17 protein-coding genes are annotated in these 13301 nt (G+C 67.7%); 7 read left to right on the top strand and 10 right to left on the bottom strand.

What is annotated here, in order from left to right; all coding sequences use genetic code 11:
* Positions 1-585 precede the first annotated feature (585 nt).
* Positions 586-1245, bottom strand: a complete 660-nt coding sequence (locus ACYVO7_RS20900; protein WP_460451722.1) for a sugar transferase — start codon at positions 1243-1245, stop codon at positions 586-588.
* A gap of 406 nt (positions 1246-1651) precedes the next feature.
* Between ACYVO7_RS20900 and ACYVO7_RS20895 the strand changes: the two genes are divergently transcribed.
* Both ACYVO7_RS20895 and ACYVO7_RS20890 read left to right on the top strand, forming a co-directional pair.
* Positions 1652-1852, top strand: coding sequence for a hypothetical protein (locus ACYVO7_RS20895; protein WP_460451721.1), 201 nt, complete (start codon positions 1652-1654; stop codon positions 1850-1852).
* 783 nt (positions 1853-2635) lie between these two features.
* Positions 2636-3145 (top strand): hypothetical protein, encoded by a 510-nt coding sequence (locus ACYVO7_RS20890; RefSeq protein ID WP_460451720.1) that lies wholly within the window; start codon positions 2636-2638, stop codon positions 3143-3145.
* A 136-nt stretch (positions 3146-3281) separates the two neighbouring features.
* Here the strand turns inward: ACYVO7_RS20890 and ACYVO7_RS20885 are convergent, their stop codons facing one another.
* A complete protein-coding gene (locus ACYVO7_RS20885) occupies positions 3282-3443 on the bottom strand; it encodes a hypothetical protein (RefSeq protein ID WP_460451719.1) in 162 nt (53 codons plus the stop codon).
* A 185-nt stretch (positions 3444-3628) separates the two neighbouring features.
* On the opposite strand from ACYVO7_RS20885, the gene ACYVO7_RS20880 reads away from it, so the two are divergent.
* Entirely contained in the window at positions 3629-3817 is a 189-nt protein-coding gene (locus ACYVO7_RS20880) for a hypothetical protein (RefSeq protein ID WP_460451718.1), read from the top strand.
* A gap of 526 nt (positions 3818-4343) precedes the next feature.
* Here the strand turns inward: ACYVO7_RS20880 and ACYVO7_RS20875 are convergent.
* The 3 genes from ACYVO7_RS20875 to ACYVO7_RS20865 all read right to left on the bottom strand — a co-directional run bounded on the left by ACYVO7_RS20875 (position 4344) and on the right by ACYVO7_RS20865 (position 5776).
* Positions 4344-4655: a hypothetical protein gene (locus ACYVO7_RS20875; protein ID WP_460451717.1), complete on the bottom strand. Its 312-nt coding sequence runs from the start codon at positions 4653-4655 to the stop codon at positions 4344-4346.
* 85 nt (positions 4656-4740) lie between these two features.
* Positions 4741-5046: a hypothetical protein gene (locus ACYVO7_RS20870; RefSeq protein ID WP_460451716.1), complete on the bottom strand. Its 306-nt coding sequence runs from the start codon at positions 5044-5046 to the stop codon at positions 4741-4743.
* Positions 5047-5122: 76 nt separating this feature from the next.
* Positions 5123-5776 (bottom strand): trimeric intracellular cation channel family protein, encoded by a 654-nt coding sequence (locus ACYVO7_RS20865; RefSeq protein ID WP_460451715.1) that lies wholly within the window; start codon positions 5774-5776, stop codon positions 5123-5125.
* Positions 5777-5930: 154 nt separating this feature from the next.
* Here ACYVO7_RS20865 and ACYVO7_RS20860 point away from each other — a divergent pair, with 154 nt between their 5' ends.
* Positions 5931-7400, top strand: coding sequence for an alkaline phosphatase family protein (locus ACYVO7_RS20860; RefSeq protein ID WP_460451714.1), 1470 nt, complete (start codon positions 5931-5933; stop codon positions 7398-7400).
* 90 nt (positions 7401-7490) lie between these two features.
* Here ACYVO7_RS20860 and ACYVO7_RS20855 read toward each other — a convergent pair whose 3' ends face one another.
* Entirely contained in the window at positions 7491-7646 is a 156-nt protein-coding gene (locus tag ACYVO7_RS20855) for a hypothetical protein (RefSeq protein WP_460451713.1), read from the bottom strand.
* Here ACYVO7_RS20855 and ACYVO7_RS20850 point away from each other — a divergent pair.
* Positions 7645-9048, top strand: a complete 1404-nt coding sequence (locus tag ACYVO7_RS20850; protein ID WP_460451712.1) for a DUF1254 domain-containing protein — start codon at positions 7645-7647, stop codon at positions 9046-9048. The two genes, ACYVO7_RS20855 and ACYVO7_RS20850, sit on opposite strands and share 2 nt — an antisense overlap.
* Here the strand turns inward: ACYVO7_RS20850 and ACYVO7_RS20845 are convergent, their stop codons facing one another.
* A complete protein-coding gene (locus ACYVO7_RS20845) occupies positions 9049-9312 on the bottom strand; it encodes a hypothetical protein (RefSeq protein WP_460451711.1) in 264 nt (87 codons plus the stop codon).
* Entirely contained in the window at positions 9309-9452 is a 144-nt protein-coding gene (locus ACYVO7_RS20840) for a hypothetical protein (protein ID WP_460451710.1), read from the bottom strand. The genes ACYVO7_RS20845 and ACYVO7_RS20840 overlap by 4 nt, the downstream gene beginning before the upstream one ends.
* A 207-nt stretch (positions 9453-9659) precedes the next feature.
* Between ACYVO7_RS20840 and ACYVO7_RS20835 the strand changes: the two genes are divergently transcribed.
* On the top strand, positions 9660-9932 hold the full coding sequence (locus ACYVO7_RS20835) for a DUF2312 domain-containing protein (RefSeq protein WP_460451709.1): 273 nt from the start codon (positions 9660-9662) through the stop codon (positions 9930-9932).
* Between the two features lie 121 nt (positions 9933-10053).
* On the top strand, positions 10054-11262 hold the full coding sequence (locus tag ACYVO7_RS20830; protein ID WP_460451708.1) for an MFS transporter: 1209 nt from the start codon (positions 10054-10056) through the stop codon (positions 11260-11262).
* 13 nt (positions 11263-11275) lie between these two features.
* Here ACYVO7_RS20830 and ACYVO7_RS20825 read toward each other — a convergent pair whose 3' ends face one another.
* Both ACYVO7_RS20825 and ACYVO7_RS20820 read right to left on the bottom strand, forming a co-directional pair.
* Entirely contained in the window at positions 11276-11494 is a 219-nt protein-coding gene (locus ACYVO7_RS20825) for a hypothetical protein (protein WP_460451707.1), read from the bottom strand.
* Between the two features lie 89 nt (positions 11495-11583).
* Entirely contained in the window at positions 11584-12915 is a 1332-nt protein-coding gene (locus tag ACYVO7_RS20820; RefSeq protein WP_460451706.1) for an MFS transporter, read from the bottom strand.
* Positions 12916-13301: the final 386 nt, after the last annotated feature.

Raw genomic sequence — 13301 nt, 5'->3', positions numbered from 1 at the left:
GAGGGTCAAACCGATCCTTATCGATCGCCTTACTGCCTAGGTGCAGATGTCGAACGAAATGTGTCCGGCAAGACCGTGCCTGATTCTGCACCACGTATGGTTAACGACATCGATGAAGCGCGGTCCGCCTGCCTGTCTGTCAGGGGGCGGCGTCAGGCGGGCCTCAGCGCGCCGAAAACTGGCGCGCCGCAAACCAGCAACTCGGGATTTGCGAAGAGGGGAGGGGGGCTTAGCCCAAACAGCCTAGGAAGGGGGCGGGCTGGCCCCGCGCCGCCCTCGAGGTCTCGCCGGCGCGCTGGCGCAGCCCGACATGGGCGCCCGGCGCGAGCTGTACAGCCTGTGGAAAACTATCCCCACCAGCGGGCCGTCCTGGCGCTTGCGGCGAAAATCGTGGCGACAAAAAGGGCGTTTTCACCCGAATCGAGCATCGGACGGACCGATCGGGTCTGGCCGCCTTCAGCGGAGCCCGCGCTTAGACCGGACAGAATCGGACTGTCTTTGCGGTCGGCGGGGCCGGGGGGGGGCGGCGGGCGACGGACCGCGGCGGGGCGGGAGGCCGGCCGCGGTCCTTGATCGCTTGGCAGACTACCGTACGTAACGGGGGTTAAGGTAGACCAGGCAGGTCAGGACCATGATCTTGATGTCCAGCCAGAGCCCGTAATTCTCGAGGTAGTAGAAGTCGTACTGCACCTTCTGCCTGGTTTCGTGCAGGTCGGCTGCATATCCGTAACGGACCTGCGACCAGCCGGACAAACCGGGCTTCACCTCGTGACGCAAGCCATAGCCGGGGATGTGGGACTCATAGAGGGCCACGAGATGGGGCTGTTCGGGCCGGGGCCCGATCAGAGTCATGTCGCCCGTGGCGATGTTCCACAGCTGCGGCAACTCGTCGACATGGCTGGTGCGCAAGAGCCGGCCCAGCCGCGTGACGCGGGGATCGTTGCACAGCGTGGCGTTGGCGGGACATGACGCCTTCTCGGGGTTCGACATCGACCGCAGCTTGACCATCTTAAAGACGCGGCCGCGCAACCCCACCCGGTCCTGAACGAAGAAGACGGGGCGGCCCATCAGCAGCAGGATGGCCAAGGCGGCGAAGGCGACGACGAGACAGGCTGCAGGCGCGACGATCACAACGAGCGCCACGTCAGCCATCCTCTTGAACAGGTCGTAGGCCGGCGATCGGGGTTTGAGGCGCTCGGGGCGGATCTGATCACCTGAAAAAAGGCAGTCTGGATCCTGTAACATTCTGCCCTCGTATGCCTATCAATGAGAAAGTCGATAAGTCGATAAACGAGCGGGAGCGTCAATAAACCGGTCTGACTAGGAAGGTTCATACACCGTTTATACTAAGCTCTCTGGCGCCCACGCGATGAGCAGCCCCTGAATGGCGTAAATCATCCCATGTGGGATCTTCGTTCAATCCTTGTTGGAATCCGCTTGCGGGGTTTGATCGCCGGGGAGCGCCTGCCCCATCCTTTCCGTCAAGGAGCGTTTCGGCCGATTGATGGACAGCCGTAACGGCCCAAATCCGCCAGGAGCGGGGCAAGTTCACTGAGCGGAAACGGGCATACCAAGGCTGTATTTGAATTAATGAGCCGCTGTGGTAGAAAGAGTAGTCAGGACGCAAGCGCGGCCCGTCAGGGAGTCAGCCATGTTGGATCGCGATTTTTACGCCAGAAACGCGCCAGCCCAGTGGCTCAATTCATTGAAGCGGGGCGGACGAATGCTTGCAACGGTCGCAATAGTGCTCGCGCTCGCCGCAGTCGCGCTGGACTGGGCGATCGTTGTCTACAGCTTTGCGCTATCTTTGATCCTGGATGCGATGAAGTGGGCCTGGTCCGTCCTGACATGACAGGCTTCCCCGCCCGAAGCGGGGTTCGCGTCGAAGCTGGCCGCCAGTCGCGACCGCGTTCCCTGGCGTCCGACTGCGCAAGACGTGGCTTGCTCAAAACCGGCGGCGCCGAGTGACGAGCGCCGCGCCTGGCCGACGCCGATTTTTCGATGGAACCGGCTTTGGATATTCTGTGTTCAGGGTTTATTAAGGTCTCGACCGGCACTGTCACATGTGGCCGAATGCGAACGGTCGTAACTCAGTCGGACTCTCTGCAAGTCCAGGTGGCGCAATGCGGACGCTCGTACTGGCTCTGGCTCCCTTAGGGGCGGCGCTCTGGTGGCAGGCGGGGCGCTTCGTCGCGTTCATGCTCGGCGCCTGATCGGTCGCGATCCTGGAGGGGTTCGGTCGCTCCGAATGTCCGTTCCCGCCTTGTCCTCGGCCACCGATGGCCGGTGGGCGGCCCGACGCTCCTCATGGTGCGATCCTCTCTCACCGATGCGGGTGATCTCGATTAAAGAATTGTGTTTGCTGTATTGTCAATGCTGAGCGCCTCGGCCAGTTGGCCTAAGCCTTAGGGCCGCCTGCCCGTGCAGCATGCTGCTGGCCTCGTCACGAGCGGCTGTCGGCGCGTCGCCCGACATCGCGGCTGGAGCAACCGTCGCATCTGCGTCTTGATGGGCGCGGCTCTCAGGCTAGATCTGACGATATATTGACGATTTACAATCGCCGCCTGAACTTGCGGCGCGTTGCCACTCTTCCATCCTTCAGTTTTCCTTCAAGCCCCGACAAGAAAGGTTGGACATGGAGAAGGAGCAGGCGAATGCGCTCGCCAGCGTTCTCTACGTGCTTTCGGCTCAACTCGCCGATCTGGGAGCGCTCGTGATGACCCTGGCTGAAGACGCCCGCTCATCCCACCGTCACCCCTCGCGCGAGGAGGAGAACGAAGGCCAACCCCGCGACGCTGGCTTGGCCGGAGAGGATCTGGAAGCCCAGGCTGACGCGATAAGGCGCGCGATGCGGTCCTATGGCCACCCGTCCTGGGTCGGGCTGCGGCGCGCCGTCGACGCCGAGTTGGGACGGTCCCGCCGAATGGTTCATCCCAACGACGCAGGCGTTCTGCGCCGTGTCAGGTCTCTGACAGAGCTGGATGCGCAGGCGATCTTGAGAGTCCTGGACCACAAGAGTTGGGGCAGGGCGCCGTCCAAGGCTCGGCGGGCCAAGACGGACCTGCAGTCTGTCGCGGCGCCTGCCCCCCGATCGGCGCCGAACCGGCTCCGGTCGCCGCGCGCCGACAAATGCGGCGCGCCGTAATGATGCGCGCGCCTGCGGGGCTGTGGGAGCGCCGTAGGGCGGGCGGCCTTCGGCCATTGTCCTTGGTCGGGACGGCCTTCATGCCCGCCACGGTCAGCAGGGCGCCAGGCCCGGGGCGGCGCCCGGACGAGGGGCGCTACTTGTCTTCCATGAATTTCAGGCGCGGCAGCGTCACCTTCTTTCCCGCCTTGGCCTTCTCCTTGGCCTCCGCCTTGCGCTGTTCTTCCTCCTTCATCCGCTCATAGATCCGCATCGCTTCGGAGTCGCCCTGGGCGCTCGACTTCGGCGTCTTGCTCATGATGGGTCCTTTCGTGGTCTCGGACGCTTCCATAGCACACCGCCGGACGCGGATTCGGCCGGAGGGAAGAAAACCGGCGCGGCTTTGCGAGATCTCGCGGCGGAAGGCCAAGGTTCAGCCTCGTCCTCGCCCGAATCGGCCCACGAAGTGGCGGCTCATGCCCCGGACCTTGGAAAGGCTCGACTTTGACTGCAGCGACCATCACCACCGCCAAGGGACAAGAAGACCGCACCTTCGACGAGATGCGGCTGGAGATCGTGGCCCGCTACGGCTTCGGGCTGTCCAACGACCTGTGGGATCGGTTGTCGCCGCAATCGAAAGCCGAGTATCTGACCGCCATCCTGGACGTCATCCGCGTCCTGGAGATCGATTGACGCCCGCGGCGCGGCCGGCCTGGCGTCAACTGGTCGCCCGCCGCCCTTCGGGCCAGGGCGACCCGGGGCGGGCGGCCCGCAGTTCGCCGAGGGGCGACATTCTCAGGAGGCCCCGTGACACATGGAGCACGAGGGGCTCGGGCGCGGGCGGGCTCGCATCGCCGAAAACCTCTTTCCAGAGGAGCTGCAGGGATCTGTGGGTCGGTCGAGGCGCGGGCGGTTTCGACATGCGCCAACAACCCTGGCGTCCCTGATCCGTTGCGCGCTGCGGTCCGTTAAGGTTTTTGATCCGTTAAGCGCCTGCCGCGCCTCGGAACGGGCCGGCGCCGCAGGCGTTTTCGATCCGTCCAACCCTGGCGGGCGTCCCCCTCGCGACGGCGTCGGTCAGCTCCGCCCAGGCCTCGAGGGTCCCGGCGCGTCGGGCTATGCGCCCGGCCACATGATGACGACCGGCGCGACACGACGGGACCGGAGACAGTGACCCGGCCGCTGCGGGCCCTCCCTCACGTCGCGCCTGAAGGCCGCCTCATTCGCCCTGCTCCTGCCGCTGCACGCATTCCTCGGTCATGCAGATCACGACCGTCTTGGCCGCCTGCTTGGCGGAGGCCGGACCGGTGATGGATCCGACCGCGAGCGCGCCGGCCGCCGTGGCGACGGCGCGGCGCTCGTGCTGGGGCGCCCGCACGCCGTGCTGCCGATACAGAGCCGCGTTCGCCGCCTTGCTGGCGCACGCGTTCTGACTCGGCCGATAGAATTCCGTCGGGCCGCACACGGGACGGGCCTGCGCCGTCGCCGGAAGGGCCAGCGCAGCGGCGGTGAGCAGGATCAAGCTTCGCATCGGATCAGGTTCCCTTGGGGGAAGGAACATGCCGCATCTGGAGGCATCCTAAGACGTCATGCGCTCCCAATCAAATCGAGGTCTCTCAAGGCAGCCGGCTCAAGCGGTTGACCTCATAGATGAAGCCCCACGCGAACAGCACGACGACCAGGACCCCGAAGGAGGTCACGCCCAGATTGCGGACGCCGTCCGAGCCGAGGATCAGCGCCAGCCAGACCAGCAGGGGCACGCCGAGCACCATCGCTCCGGCGACCAGCGGGCCCGTCTCGATGTCGGGCGCATAGCGCCTGCGACGCGGCTGACCCGCGTTCGGCTGCAGCCTCTCTGCGCCGAGCCCGGGCCGGAGCCTCAGGAGCCGCTGCGCCATGGACGTGTGCGGATCAGCAGACATGGTCCCCCCTTGGACGTAATGGACGCGGCATGAAACGGGCTGTTTGGGACGAAAATGCGCCGGCCCCGCCGACCCTTCAATCCAGCCGCTTGATCTCCTCCAGCGTGCGTCCGGGCCGCCCGCGGTAGCGCGGCAGCGACCAGCCCCAATGCAGCGCGGCTCCGCGCACCAGGAGCCCGGCCCCAAACCCGAGCAGGATCGAGATTTCGCGCGGCAGCCCGGCCAGCGACATGGCGACGAAGAGCGCGGCTCCGCACAGCGCCGCCGTGACATAGACCTCGCGGCTGAGCACGACCGGCATCTCGGCGCCGAGCACGTCGCGGATGACGCCGCCGAAGGTCGCCGTGATCACCCCCATGACGACGGCCGCGGTGGCGCCGGCCTCCGCCAAAAGGGCGCGCTCCGCCCCCGTCACGGCGAAGAGCGCGAGCCCGACCGCGTCGAACCAGAGCAGCAGCCGGTAGCGCGATTGCGGCAGGTGCGCGGCGAAGAAGACCGAGGCCGACACCAGGACGCACACGACCAGATAGGCCGGCTCCTGCACCCAGAACACGGGCGACGTCCCCAGCAGGACGTCCCGGATCGAGCCGCCCCCGACGCCCGTGACGGTGCCCATCAGGGCGAAGCCGACGATGTCCATCTGCTTGCGCGAGCCGACGAGCGCGCCCGAGATGGCGAAGACGATCACGCCCAACCAGTCCAGGACAGCGGCGGCCGTGTTGAAGGTCATGCGGGGACTGGCTCCTGCGGCGAAAGCGCCACTTGGACCATCTCGCGAGGCGCAGGCAACCGGGAAAGCGCGATCGGGCCGCTTGCAAATGCACGGCGGCAGGGCTTTGCTGCTGCAAAAGAGACATCGAAAGAGTTCGGGGAAGGAGCACGCCATGAGCCGCGCCGGTGCATTCAAGGCCTTGTTGCTGGGGACTTCGCTTCTGGCGGCATCGCCCGGCATGGCCCAGGACGGCGCGTCGCGCTCCGCCAAGGGCGTCGACAGGCTCTCGCACATCGTCGTGCTCTATCTGGAGAACCGCAGCTTCGACAATCTCTTCGGGGAGTTCCCCGGCGCCAATGGCCTCTCCCAGGCCGGCGACGCCGCGATCCAGCGCGACCGCGACGGCAAGCCCTTCGAAACCCTTCCGTCGATCGCCAAGCCGTTCGACCGGCCTGAGAACCCGCCGGAGTTGCGCGCCGTGGCGAACCTGGAGGGCCTGCCGAACCGGCCCTTTCCGGCCGTCGGGGTGCGCCCGGGCGTCACGGCCGCCGCCCATACGCGCGACCTGATCCACGCCTTCTACACCAACCGCACCCAGATCCACGGGGGCAAGAACGACCTCTTTGCGGCCTATTCGGACGCGAAGGCGCTGTCGATGAGCTACTACGGCGCGGCCGACATGAAGGAAACCGCCATCTGGCGCCTCGCCCGCGACAACACGCTGCTCGACAACTTCTTCATGGGCGCGTTCGGCGGATCCTTCCTCAACCACATCTGGCTGGTCTGCTCCTGCGCCCCGTCCTGGCCCGATCCCCCGAACAGCCAGCGCTCGCAGGTCGACGAGGAAGGCCGCGTCGTCGCGGAGCGCCGCGTCACGGCCAAGAGCGACGGCGACTACGCCGTCAACACGACCCAGTCCATCTTCCTCAACAACGGCCGGCAGGGCGAGAACGTGCTGCCGCCCCAGCGCGCCGTGACCATCGGCGATCGCCTGACCGAGAAGGGCGTGCCCTGGGCATGGTACTCGGGCGGCTGGTCCGTCGCCGCCAAGTCGGACCGCACGCCCGATGAGGACAAGCTGCTCCAGAGCCAGTCCTTCCAGTGGCACCACCAGCCCTTCGCCTATTTCGCGAGGTTCGACCCGACCACCCAGAAGGGCCGGGACCAGCGCACCGAGCATCTGCGGGACGCCTCGACTTTGGAGGCCGACATCAAGTCGGGCGCGCTTCCGCCCGTGACCTTCTACAAGCCCATCGGCGTGCTCAACCAGCATCCGGGTTACGCCAATCTGGTCCCCGCCGACCAGGAGGTGGCCCGCATCGTCCGCCTGATGGAAGAAAGCCCCATGAAGGACAGCTTCGCCGTCGTGATCACCTATGACGAGAATGGCGGCTTCTTCGACCACGTCGCCCCGCCGCAGGGGCCGGCGGCAGGCTCCAAGGCCGACTTCTTCGGGCCGGGGACACGGGTGCCGACCATCGTGGTGTCGCCTTTCGCCCGAAAAGGGCAGGTGGACCACACCTCCTACGACACGACCTCGATCCTGAAGCTCATCGGGGAGCGCCATCGGCTCGACCCGCTGCCCAGCGCCCGCTACGGCGCGGTGGAAAGCCTCGTGAAGGCCTTCGACTTCAACCGTTGACGTGGTCGGGCGTGAGCGTGGGCTTTGGGCGGTCTGACGGAGTGTCGGCCCGAAGCTGATCCGCATCAAGAATCCTCCCGGCGCCGGGCGTTATGCTTCGGCCTGATCGACGAGGCTGGCTTGGCCTCGCCGCCACCGGAAGGAGTCGACGATGCCGAGGACGTGTTCGAGAGCCTCCCTGTCCAGGACGTCCGCGGGATCCTTCGCTTCCGTCATCGGCGCGCTCGCGATGGCGGCGTCCGCCATGGTCCAGCCCGCGGGGGCCGCCGAACCGGTCACCGAGGCCGAGGCGCGCGAGATCGCGGTGGAGGCGTATCTCTATCTCTACCCGCTGCTGACGATGGACCTGACCCGGCGCCAGCTCACCAATGTCGAGGCCAGGCCCGGCGCGATCGGCGGGCCGATGAACCGCTTTAACAACGTGCTCACTTTTCCGCCGGCCGACATGAGGGTCGTGGTCCGCCCCAACTTCGACACGCTGTATTCGAGCGCCTGGATCGACCTCACCAAGGAGCCCGTGGTCCTCTCCGCCCCGGACACGGGCGGGCGCTATTATCTGCTGCCCATGCTCGACATGTGGACCGATGTCTTCGCCTCTCCGGGCTGGCGCACCACCGGGACAGCGCCGGCGACCTATCTGATCGCCGCGCCGGGCTGGCGCCCCGACGTCCGCGACCGCTTCGACGAGTGGAAACTGCCGCCGGGAACGCAGCGGATCGACGCGCCGACTCCGTATGTCTGGATCATCGGCCGCACGAAGACCGATGGCCCGGCCGATTACGACGCCGTCCACAAGATCCAGGACGGATACGACGTCCGGCTCCTCTCCGAATGGGGCAAGGAGCGAAAGGCGGCCGCGGCGCCGATCGATCCCAAGGTCGATATGAAGACGCCGCCGAAGATCCAGGTCGACACCATGCCGGGGCCGGCTTACTTCGCCTACGGCGCCGAGCTCATGAAGCTGCATCCGCCGCACGCCACGGACCAGCCGATCGTCGCCCGGATGAAGCGGATCGGCTTCGAGGCGGGCCGCAGCTTCGACCCGAAGGCGGTTGCGCCGGCGGTGCAGAAGGCGCTCGAGACGGCGTCGCGCGACGCCCAGGCCCTGATGACCTGGAAGATCCGCACCCTGGCGCGGGTCGTCAACGGCTGGTCCATGAACACGGACACGATGGGCGTCTACGGCAATTACTACCTGAAACGCGCCATCGTCAGCCAGCAAGGGCTCGGGGCGAACCTGCCGGAGGACGCGATCTATCCGCTCAATCTGGCCGACGCGCACGGCCAGCCCTTGCGGGGCGACAGCGCCTATACGCTGCATTTCGACCGGGCGGACATGCCCCCCGCCCAGGCGTTCTGGTCCGTCACGCTGTATGACGACCAGGGCTTCCAGGTCGCCAATCCGCTGAACCGGTTCGCGCTGAGCAGCTGGATGCCGTTCCGCACCAATCCCGACGGCTCGCTCGACCTCCTCGTCCAAAGCGAAAACCCGGGCAAGGACAAGGAGGCGAACTGGCTGCCCGCGCCCAAGGGTCCGTTCTCCTTGACGATGCGTCTCTACGCGCCGGCCGCGGACGCGTTGACCGGCAAGTGGAACCCGCCTCCCGTGACGCGGGTGGGCGCCGCTCCCGCGCTGGCAACCGACTGATCAGATCCCCCGGCGCACCGGCGCGGATTTCAGGATGGTCAGCGGAATGCTGGCGTCCGGACAGCGCGCCTCGAAAGCCGCGATGGCTTGTTCGAGGGGCGCGCCGCTCCGCTCGATGAACACCGGGACGGCCCCGTGTCCCTCCACCACCAGGACGGTCCGTCCGGGCGCATGCAGCCTTCCGGTGGCCTGATATCCGCCCAGCAAGGCCACATCCTCCCGCTCCACCACCGCCAGCGTGTGGCCGCGCGCGGTGCGGATCACGAAAAAGGGCAGAACGGGGACTCCTCGAGCACGATCTCGCCCGACGCGTTCGCCGCCCATCGCGAATAGAGGAAGCTCGCCGAAGCGATCGCGAGGACGACGGGCCAAAGCAGGATGACGGCCAGGACAGGCTTGATCATCGCGCCGCCTCCGGGGTGAGAGGGCAGGACATGCGGTTGGTCGACTGTCGGGCCGAGAGACGACGGTACCGGCCGGCGCGCGGGCCGCGCAAGCTGTCGGAACGATCTAGACCGTCCCTTTCCGACCCGCGGCCGGTCTCGGCCGGTTAACAGACTGGTGACGTCTCCCGACCAATTTGAGCCGATCAGCTTCAGGAGGAGGACACCATGACAGACACGATCGGCGTTCCCGGCGCGCGCATCCGCTCATTCGTCGAGCGCATCGAGCAACTCGACGCCGAACTGCAGGAGCTGAACGAGGCCAAGAAGGAGGTCTTCTCGGAGGCGAAGGGCGAAGGCTTCGACGTCAAGATCCTAAAAGAGATCATCAAGCTCAGGAAGCAGGACCAGGAGGAGCGCGACGAGCGCGACTCCCTGCTCGACACCTATATGCGCGCCATGGACGCGGCCGAAGCCGAGCCGGTCGGCAAGGCCGCCTGAGCCTCGGACGCCTTTCGGCGCGCGAGCGCTTTTCTCGGATCGCCGGAGAGGATATGGCTGAAGGGCCGTGTCCTCCCACCGGGCGCCAGCCGGCATCCGGTCCTTTCCGAAAAGCCGAATCGTGACCGCCGCAAGCCAGCCCGCCGTCTCCCATCGCGCCGTCCTGCCCGTGCTGGTTGCGCTCAGCGCCACGCACCTGCTCAACGACCTGATCCAGTCGCTGATCCCGGCAGTCTACCCGATCATCAAGGCGGCCTATCGCCTCGACTTCGGCCAGATCGGCCTGATCACGCTGACCTTCCAGATCACCGCGTCCCTGTTCCAGCCGCTGGTGGGCCACTACACGGACCGGCGCCCCATGCCGCACTCGATGGTGGTGGGCATGGGATTCACGCTGGTGGGACTGATCGGGCTCGCCTTCGCGGGAAGCTATCCGCATCTGCTGGCGGCCGCCGCCTGCGTCGGGCTCGGATCGTCGATCTTCCATCCCGAAGCGACCCGCATGGCCCGGACGGCGTCCGGAGGACAGCACGGCCTCGCGCAGGGCATCTTTCAGGTCGGAGGCCAGACCGGCAGCGCCCTGGGGCCGCTGCTGGCGGCCTTCGTCATCGTGCCGCGGGGGCAGGGGAGCATCGCCTGGTTCTCGGTCGCGGCCCTCGTCGCCATGGGCCTGATGGTGTGGACGACGCAGCGCCACGAGCAGAGCCGCAGAGCCCGCCCCGCGGCGGCCAGGACCTCGGCGCCTCTCCTGCAGCCGGCGCTCTCGCGCGGGCGCATCCTCTGGGCGATGACCATCCTGGTCGTGCTGCTCTTCTCCAAGAACGCCTACACTTCCAGCTTCTCGTCCTTCTATACGTTCTATCTGATCGACCGCTTCGGCGTGACCGTCCAGACCTCGCAGCTAATGCTGTTCCTGTTCCTGGCCTCCGCCGCCGCCGGCGCGCTGGGCGGCGGGATGATCGGCGACAGGGTGGGCCGCAACCGCGTGATCTGGTTCTCGATCCTGGGCGCGCTGCCCTTCGCGCTCATGCTGCCCTATGCGAATCTGTTCTGGACGGGCGTCCTCACCGTCGTGATCAACCTGATCATGTCGAGCGCCTTCGCCAGCATCCTGATCTACGCCATGGACCTGGCGCCCGGCCGCGTCGGGCTCATCGGAGGCCTGTTCTACGGCTTGAGCTTCGGCCTCGGCGGCCTGGCGGCCGCCATCCTGGGCGAGGTGGCGGACCGCGTCGGGATCGACGCGGTTTACCGGATCTGCGCGTTCCTACCGGCGGTGGGCCTGCTGGCGTGGTTCCTGCCCAAGAGCGGTTCGTCCCGAACGGCCTGAGCGCCGCGCCCGCTCAGCGGTGGCGAACGGCGCGCCTGTGCCGGTGATAGCGCGATCCCGCATATCCGCCGACGACGCCGCCCGCGACCGCTCCGGCCGGTCCCGCCACCGCGCCGCCGGCGACCGCGCCCGCGCCGGCGCCGACCACGGTGGAGCGCTTCACCGCATGGGCGGCGGACGGAACCGCCAAGAGGGCGGCAGCGGACAGCGCCGCAAACAAGCTCATCCGCATGGAACGTCTCCTCTGGTTGCTTGCGAAAGCAACGAGGGCCACGGTCCAGAGTTCCCGGTCCGGCCGGCGGGCGCGCGGGCGCGGCCCGATCAGGCCAGCGGCGTCCCGCGCGTCTCGCTGGGGATCATGGCGGTGGCGCCCGCGGCGCCTATGAGCAGGACGGCGAAGATCCCCATGGCGGGCTCGAAGCCCATCGCGATCACGGGCGCGAGCGCCGACGGCGCCAGAAGGCCGCCCAGCCGGGCCGCCGCGCCGGCGAGACCCATGCCGGAGGCGCGCGCCGCAGTGGGGTAGAGCTCGGGCGTATAGGCGTAGAGCGCGCCCCAGCTGCCCAGAAGCGCGAAGCTGAGCACGAGCAAGGCGGCCGCGATGGCCGTCGCGTCGGAGGCGAGGACGAAGGCCGCGCAAGCCGCCGCGCTGAGGAGCAGGAACCCGATGAGGGTGGGGCGACGGCCCCAGACCTCCACCCCGACCGCCGCCAGCGCATAGCCCGGGATCTGCGCCAGCGCGAGCAGGACGAGAAAGCCGTAGCCCCTGACGAAGCCGAAGCCCTGGCCGGTCAGGCGCCCCGGGAGCCAGGTGAAGACGCCGTAATAGGCCACCGACACCAGGAGCCATGTGGCCAGGACGGCGATCGTACGCCGCCGGTGGTCGCCGGTGAGCAGGCCGGCGAAGCCGATCCGCGGCGAGGCCGCGCCGTCGAGCCGTCCCGAAAAGGCCGGCCGTCCATTGGCCAGCAGGATGCGGTTGAGCACGGCCTTGGCCTCGTCGGATCGGCCGGCCTTCAGGAGATAGAACGGCGATTCGGGCGTCCAGAACCGCAGGCCGATGCCGATCAGCGCCGGAAGGCCCGCCGCCGCGAAGATCCAGCGCCAGGGTTCGGCCGCGCCCCCCGACGTCGCCGCCCACGCGGCCAGAGCAACCGCGACGGTGCCGACGGCCCAGAAACCCTCCAGGCCGACGAGCCATCGGCCGCGCCTCTTGGCCGGAAGCACCTCCGCCATCATGGCGTAGTCGACCGGAAGCGTGCCGCCGACGGCGAGCCCGGTCACGAAACGCAGGACGACAAGCGCCGCGAAGCTGGGCGCGAAGGCCGTGAGCAGCCCCGCCACGGCGTCGAGGCCCACGGTCGCGATCAGGACGTTGCGGCGCCCGATCCTGTCCGCCAGGGCGCCGAAGGCCGGCGCGCCGATGAACATGCCGAGGAAGAACGCCGTCCCGGCCTGCAGAGCGGCCGGGATGGTCAACCCGAAGGAGGCCGCCACGCTCGGCGCGGTGATGCCGACAGCCAGCACCTGCATGGCGTCCGCCGCCCAGACCAGTCCGAAAACGCCCAGGAGGCGCGCCTGGAACGGCCCGGTCCCGGCCCGGTCGAGGAGGCTGTCGATCGTGGCGGGGTCGGCTGCGGCGGTCTGGTCCACGGGATGCGCCTTGTCTGGAGAGCTGCGGCGATGACCGCCGGGGAAGGAGCGCGAAAGCGCCCGGCCGGGTCGCGATCGGTTTCGGGCGCGAAGGGTGGGCCAGCAGGGGCGCGACTGCAAGGGCCCTTTGATAAGGCGCGCTTTTTTTCAGGTTGGGCGGGTGCCGGCCGTCCCGACGATCGCGCCTGCGGCGCGGCCGGGTTGAACCAAACCGTCATCGAGAATGTTTCAGCTCCGGGGCGTGAAGGAGGACGACATGAACAACATCATCTATCTGGTCGGGCTGGTCGTGGTGGTTCTCGCCGTGTTGGCGTTTTTTGGATTGCGCTGAAGCGCGTGGCCGCGGGCCCGGCTCCGGGGCCTCCGCCCCGGAGAGGCCTCGCCCC

Source organism: Alsobacter sp. SYSU BS001988 (assembly GCF_054796215.1).
Note: the sequence above shows the minus strand (reverse complement) of the source record. Positions and strands in the feature narration are given on the sequence as shown.

Excerpts from the sequence above, each read along its gene's own strand:
- ACYVO7_RS20900 (WP_460451722.1), bottom strand. The coding sequence starts at position 1,245 with ATGTTACAGGATCCAGACTGCCTTTTTTCAGGTGATCAGATCCGCCCC.
- ACYVO7_RS20895 (WP_460451721.1), top strand. The coding sequence starts at position 1,652 with ATGTTGGATCGCGATTTTTACGCCAGAAACGCGCCAGCCCAGTGGCTC.
- ACYVO7_RS20890 (WP_460451720.1), top strand. The coding sequence starts at position 2,636 with ATGGAGAAGGAGCAGGCGAATGCGCTCGCCAGCGTTCTCTACGTGCTT.
- ACYVO7_RS20885 (WP_460451719.1), bottom strand. The coding sequence starts at position 3,443 with ATGAGCAAGACGCCGAAGTCGAGCGCCCAGGGCGACTCCGAAGCGATG.
- ACYVO7_RS20875 (WP_460451717.1), bottom strand. The coding sequence starts at position 4,655 with ATGCGAAGCTTGATCCTGCTCACCGCCGCTGCGCTGGCCCTTCCGGCG.
- ACYVO7_RS20870 (WP_460451716.1), bottom strand. The coding sequence starts at position 5,046 with ATGTCTGCTGATCCGCACACGTCCATGGCGCAGCGGCTCCTGAGGCTC.
- ACYVO7_RS20865 (WP_460451715.1), bottom strand. The coding sequence starts at position 5,776 with ATGACCTTCAACACGGCCGCCGCTGTCCTGGACTGGTTGGGCGTGATC.
- ACYVO7_RS20860 (WP_460451714.1), top strand. The coding sequence starts at position 5,931 with ATGAGCCGCGCCGGTGCATTCAAGGCCTTGTTGCTGGGGACTTCGCTT.
- ACYVO7_RS20850 (WP_460451712.1), top strand. The coding sequence starts at position 7,645 with ATGGTCCAGCCCGCGGGGGCCGCCGAACCGGTCACCGAGGCCGAGGCG.
- ACYVO7_RS20855 (WP_460451713.1), bottom strand. The coding sequence starts at position 7,646 with ATGGCGGACGCCGCCATCGCGAGCGCGCCGATGACGGAAGCGAAGGAT.
- ACYVO7_RS20840 (WP_460451710.1), bottom strand. The coding sequence starts at position 9,452 with ATGATCAAGCCTGTCCTGGCCGTCATCCTGCTTTGGCCCGTCGTCCTC.
- ACYVO7_RS20835 (WP_460451709.1), top strand. The coding sequence starts at position 9,660 with ATGACAGACACGATCGGCGTTCCCGGCGCGCGCATCCGCTCATTCGTC.
- ACYVO7_RS20825 (WP_460451707.1), bottom strand. The coding sequence starts at position 11,494 with ATGCGGATGAGCTTGTTTGCGGCGCTGTCCGCTGCCGCCCTCTTGGCG.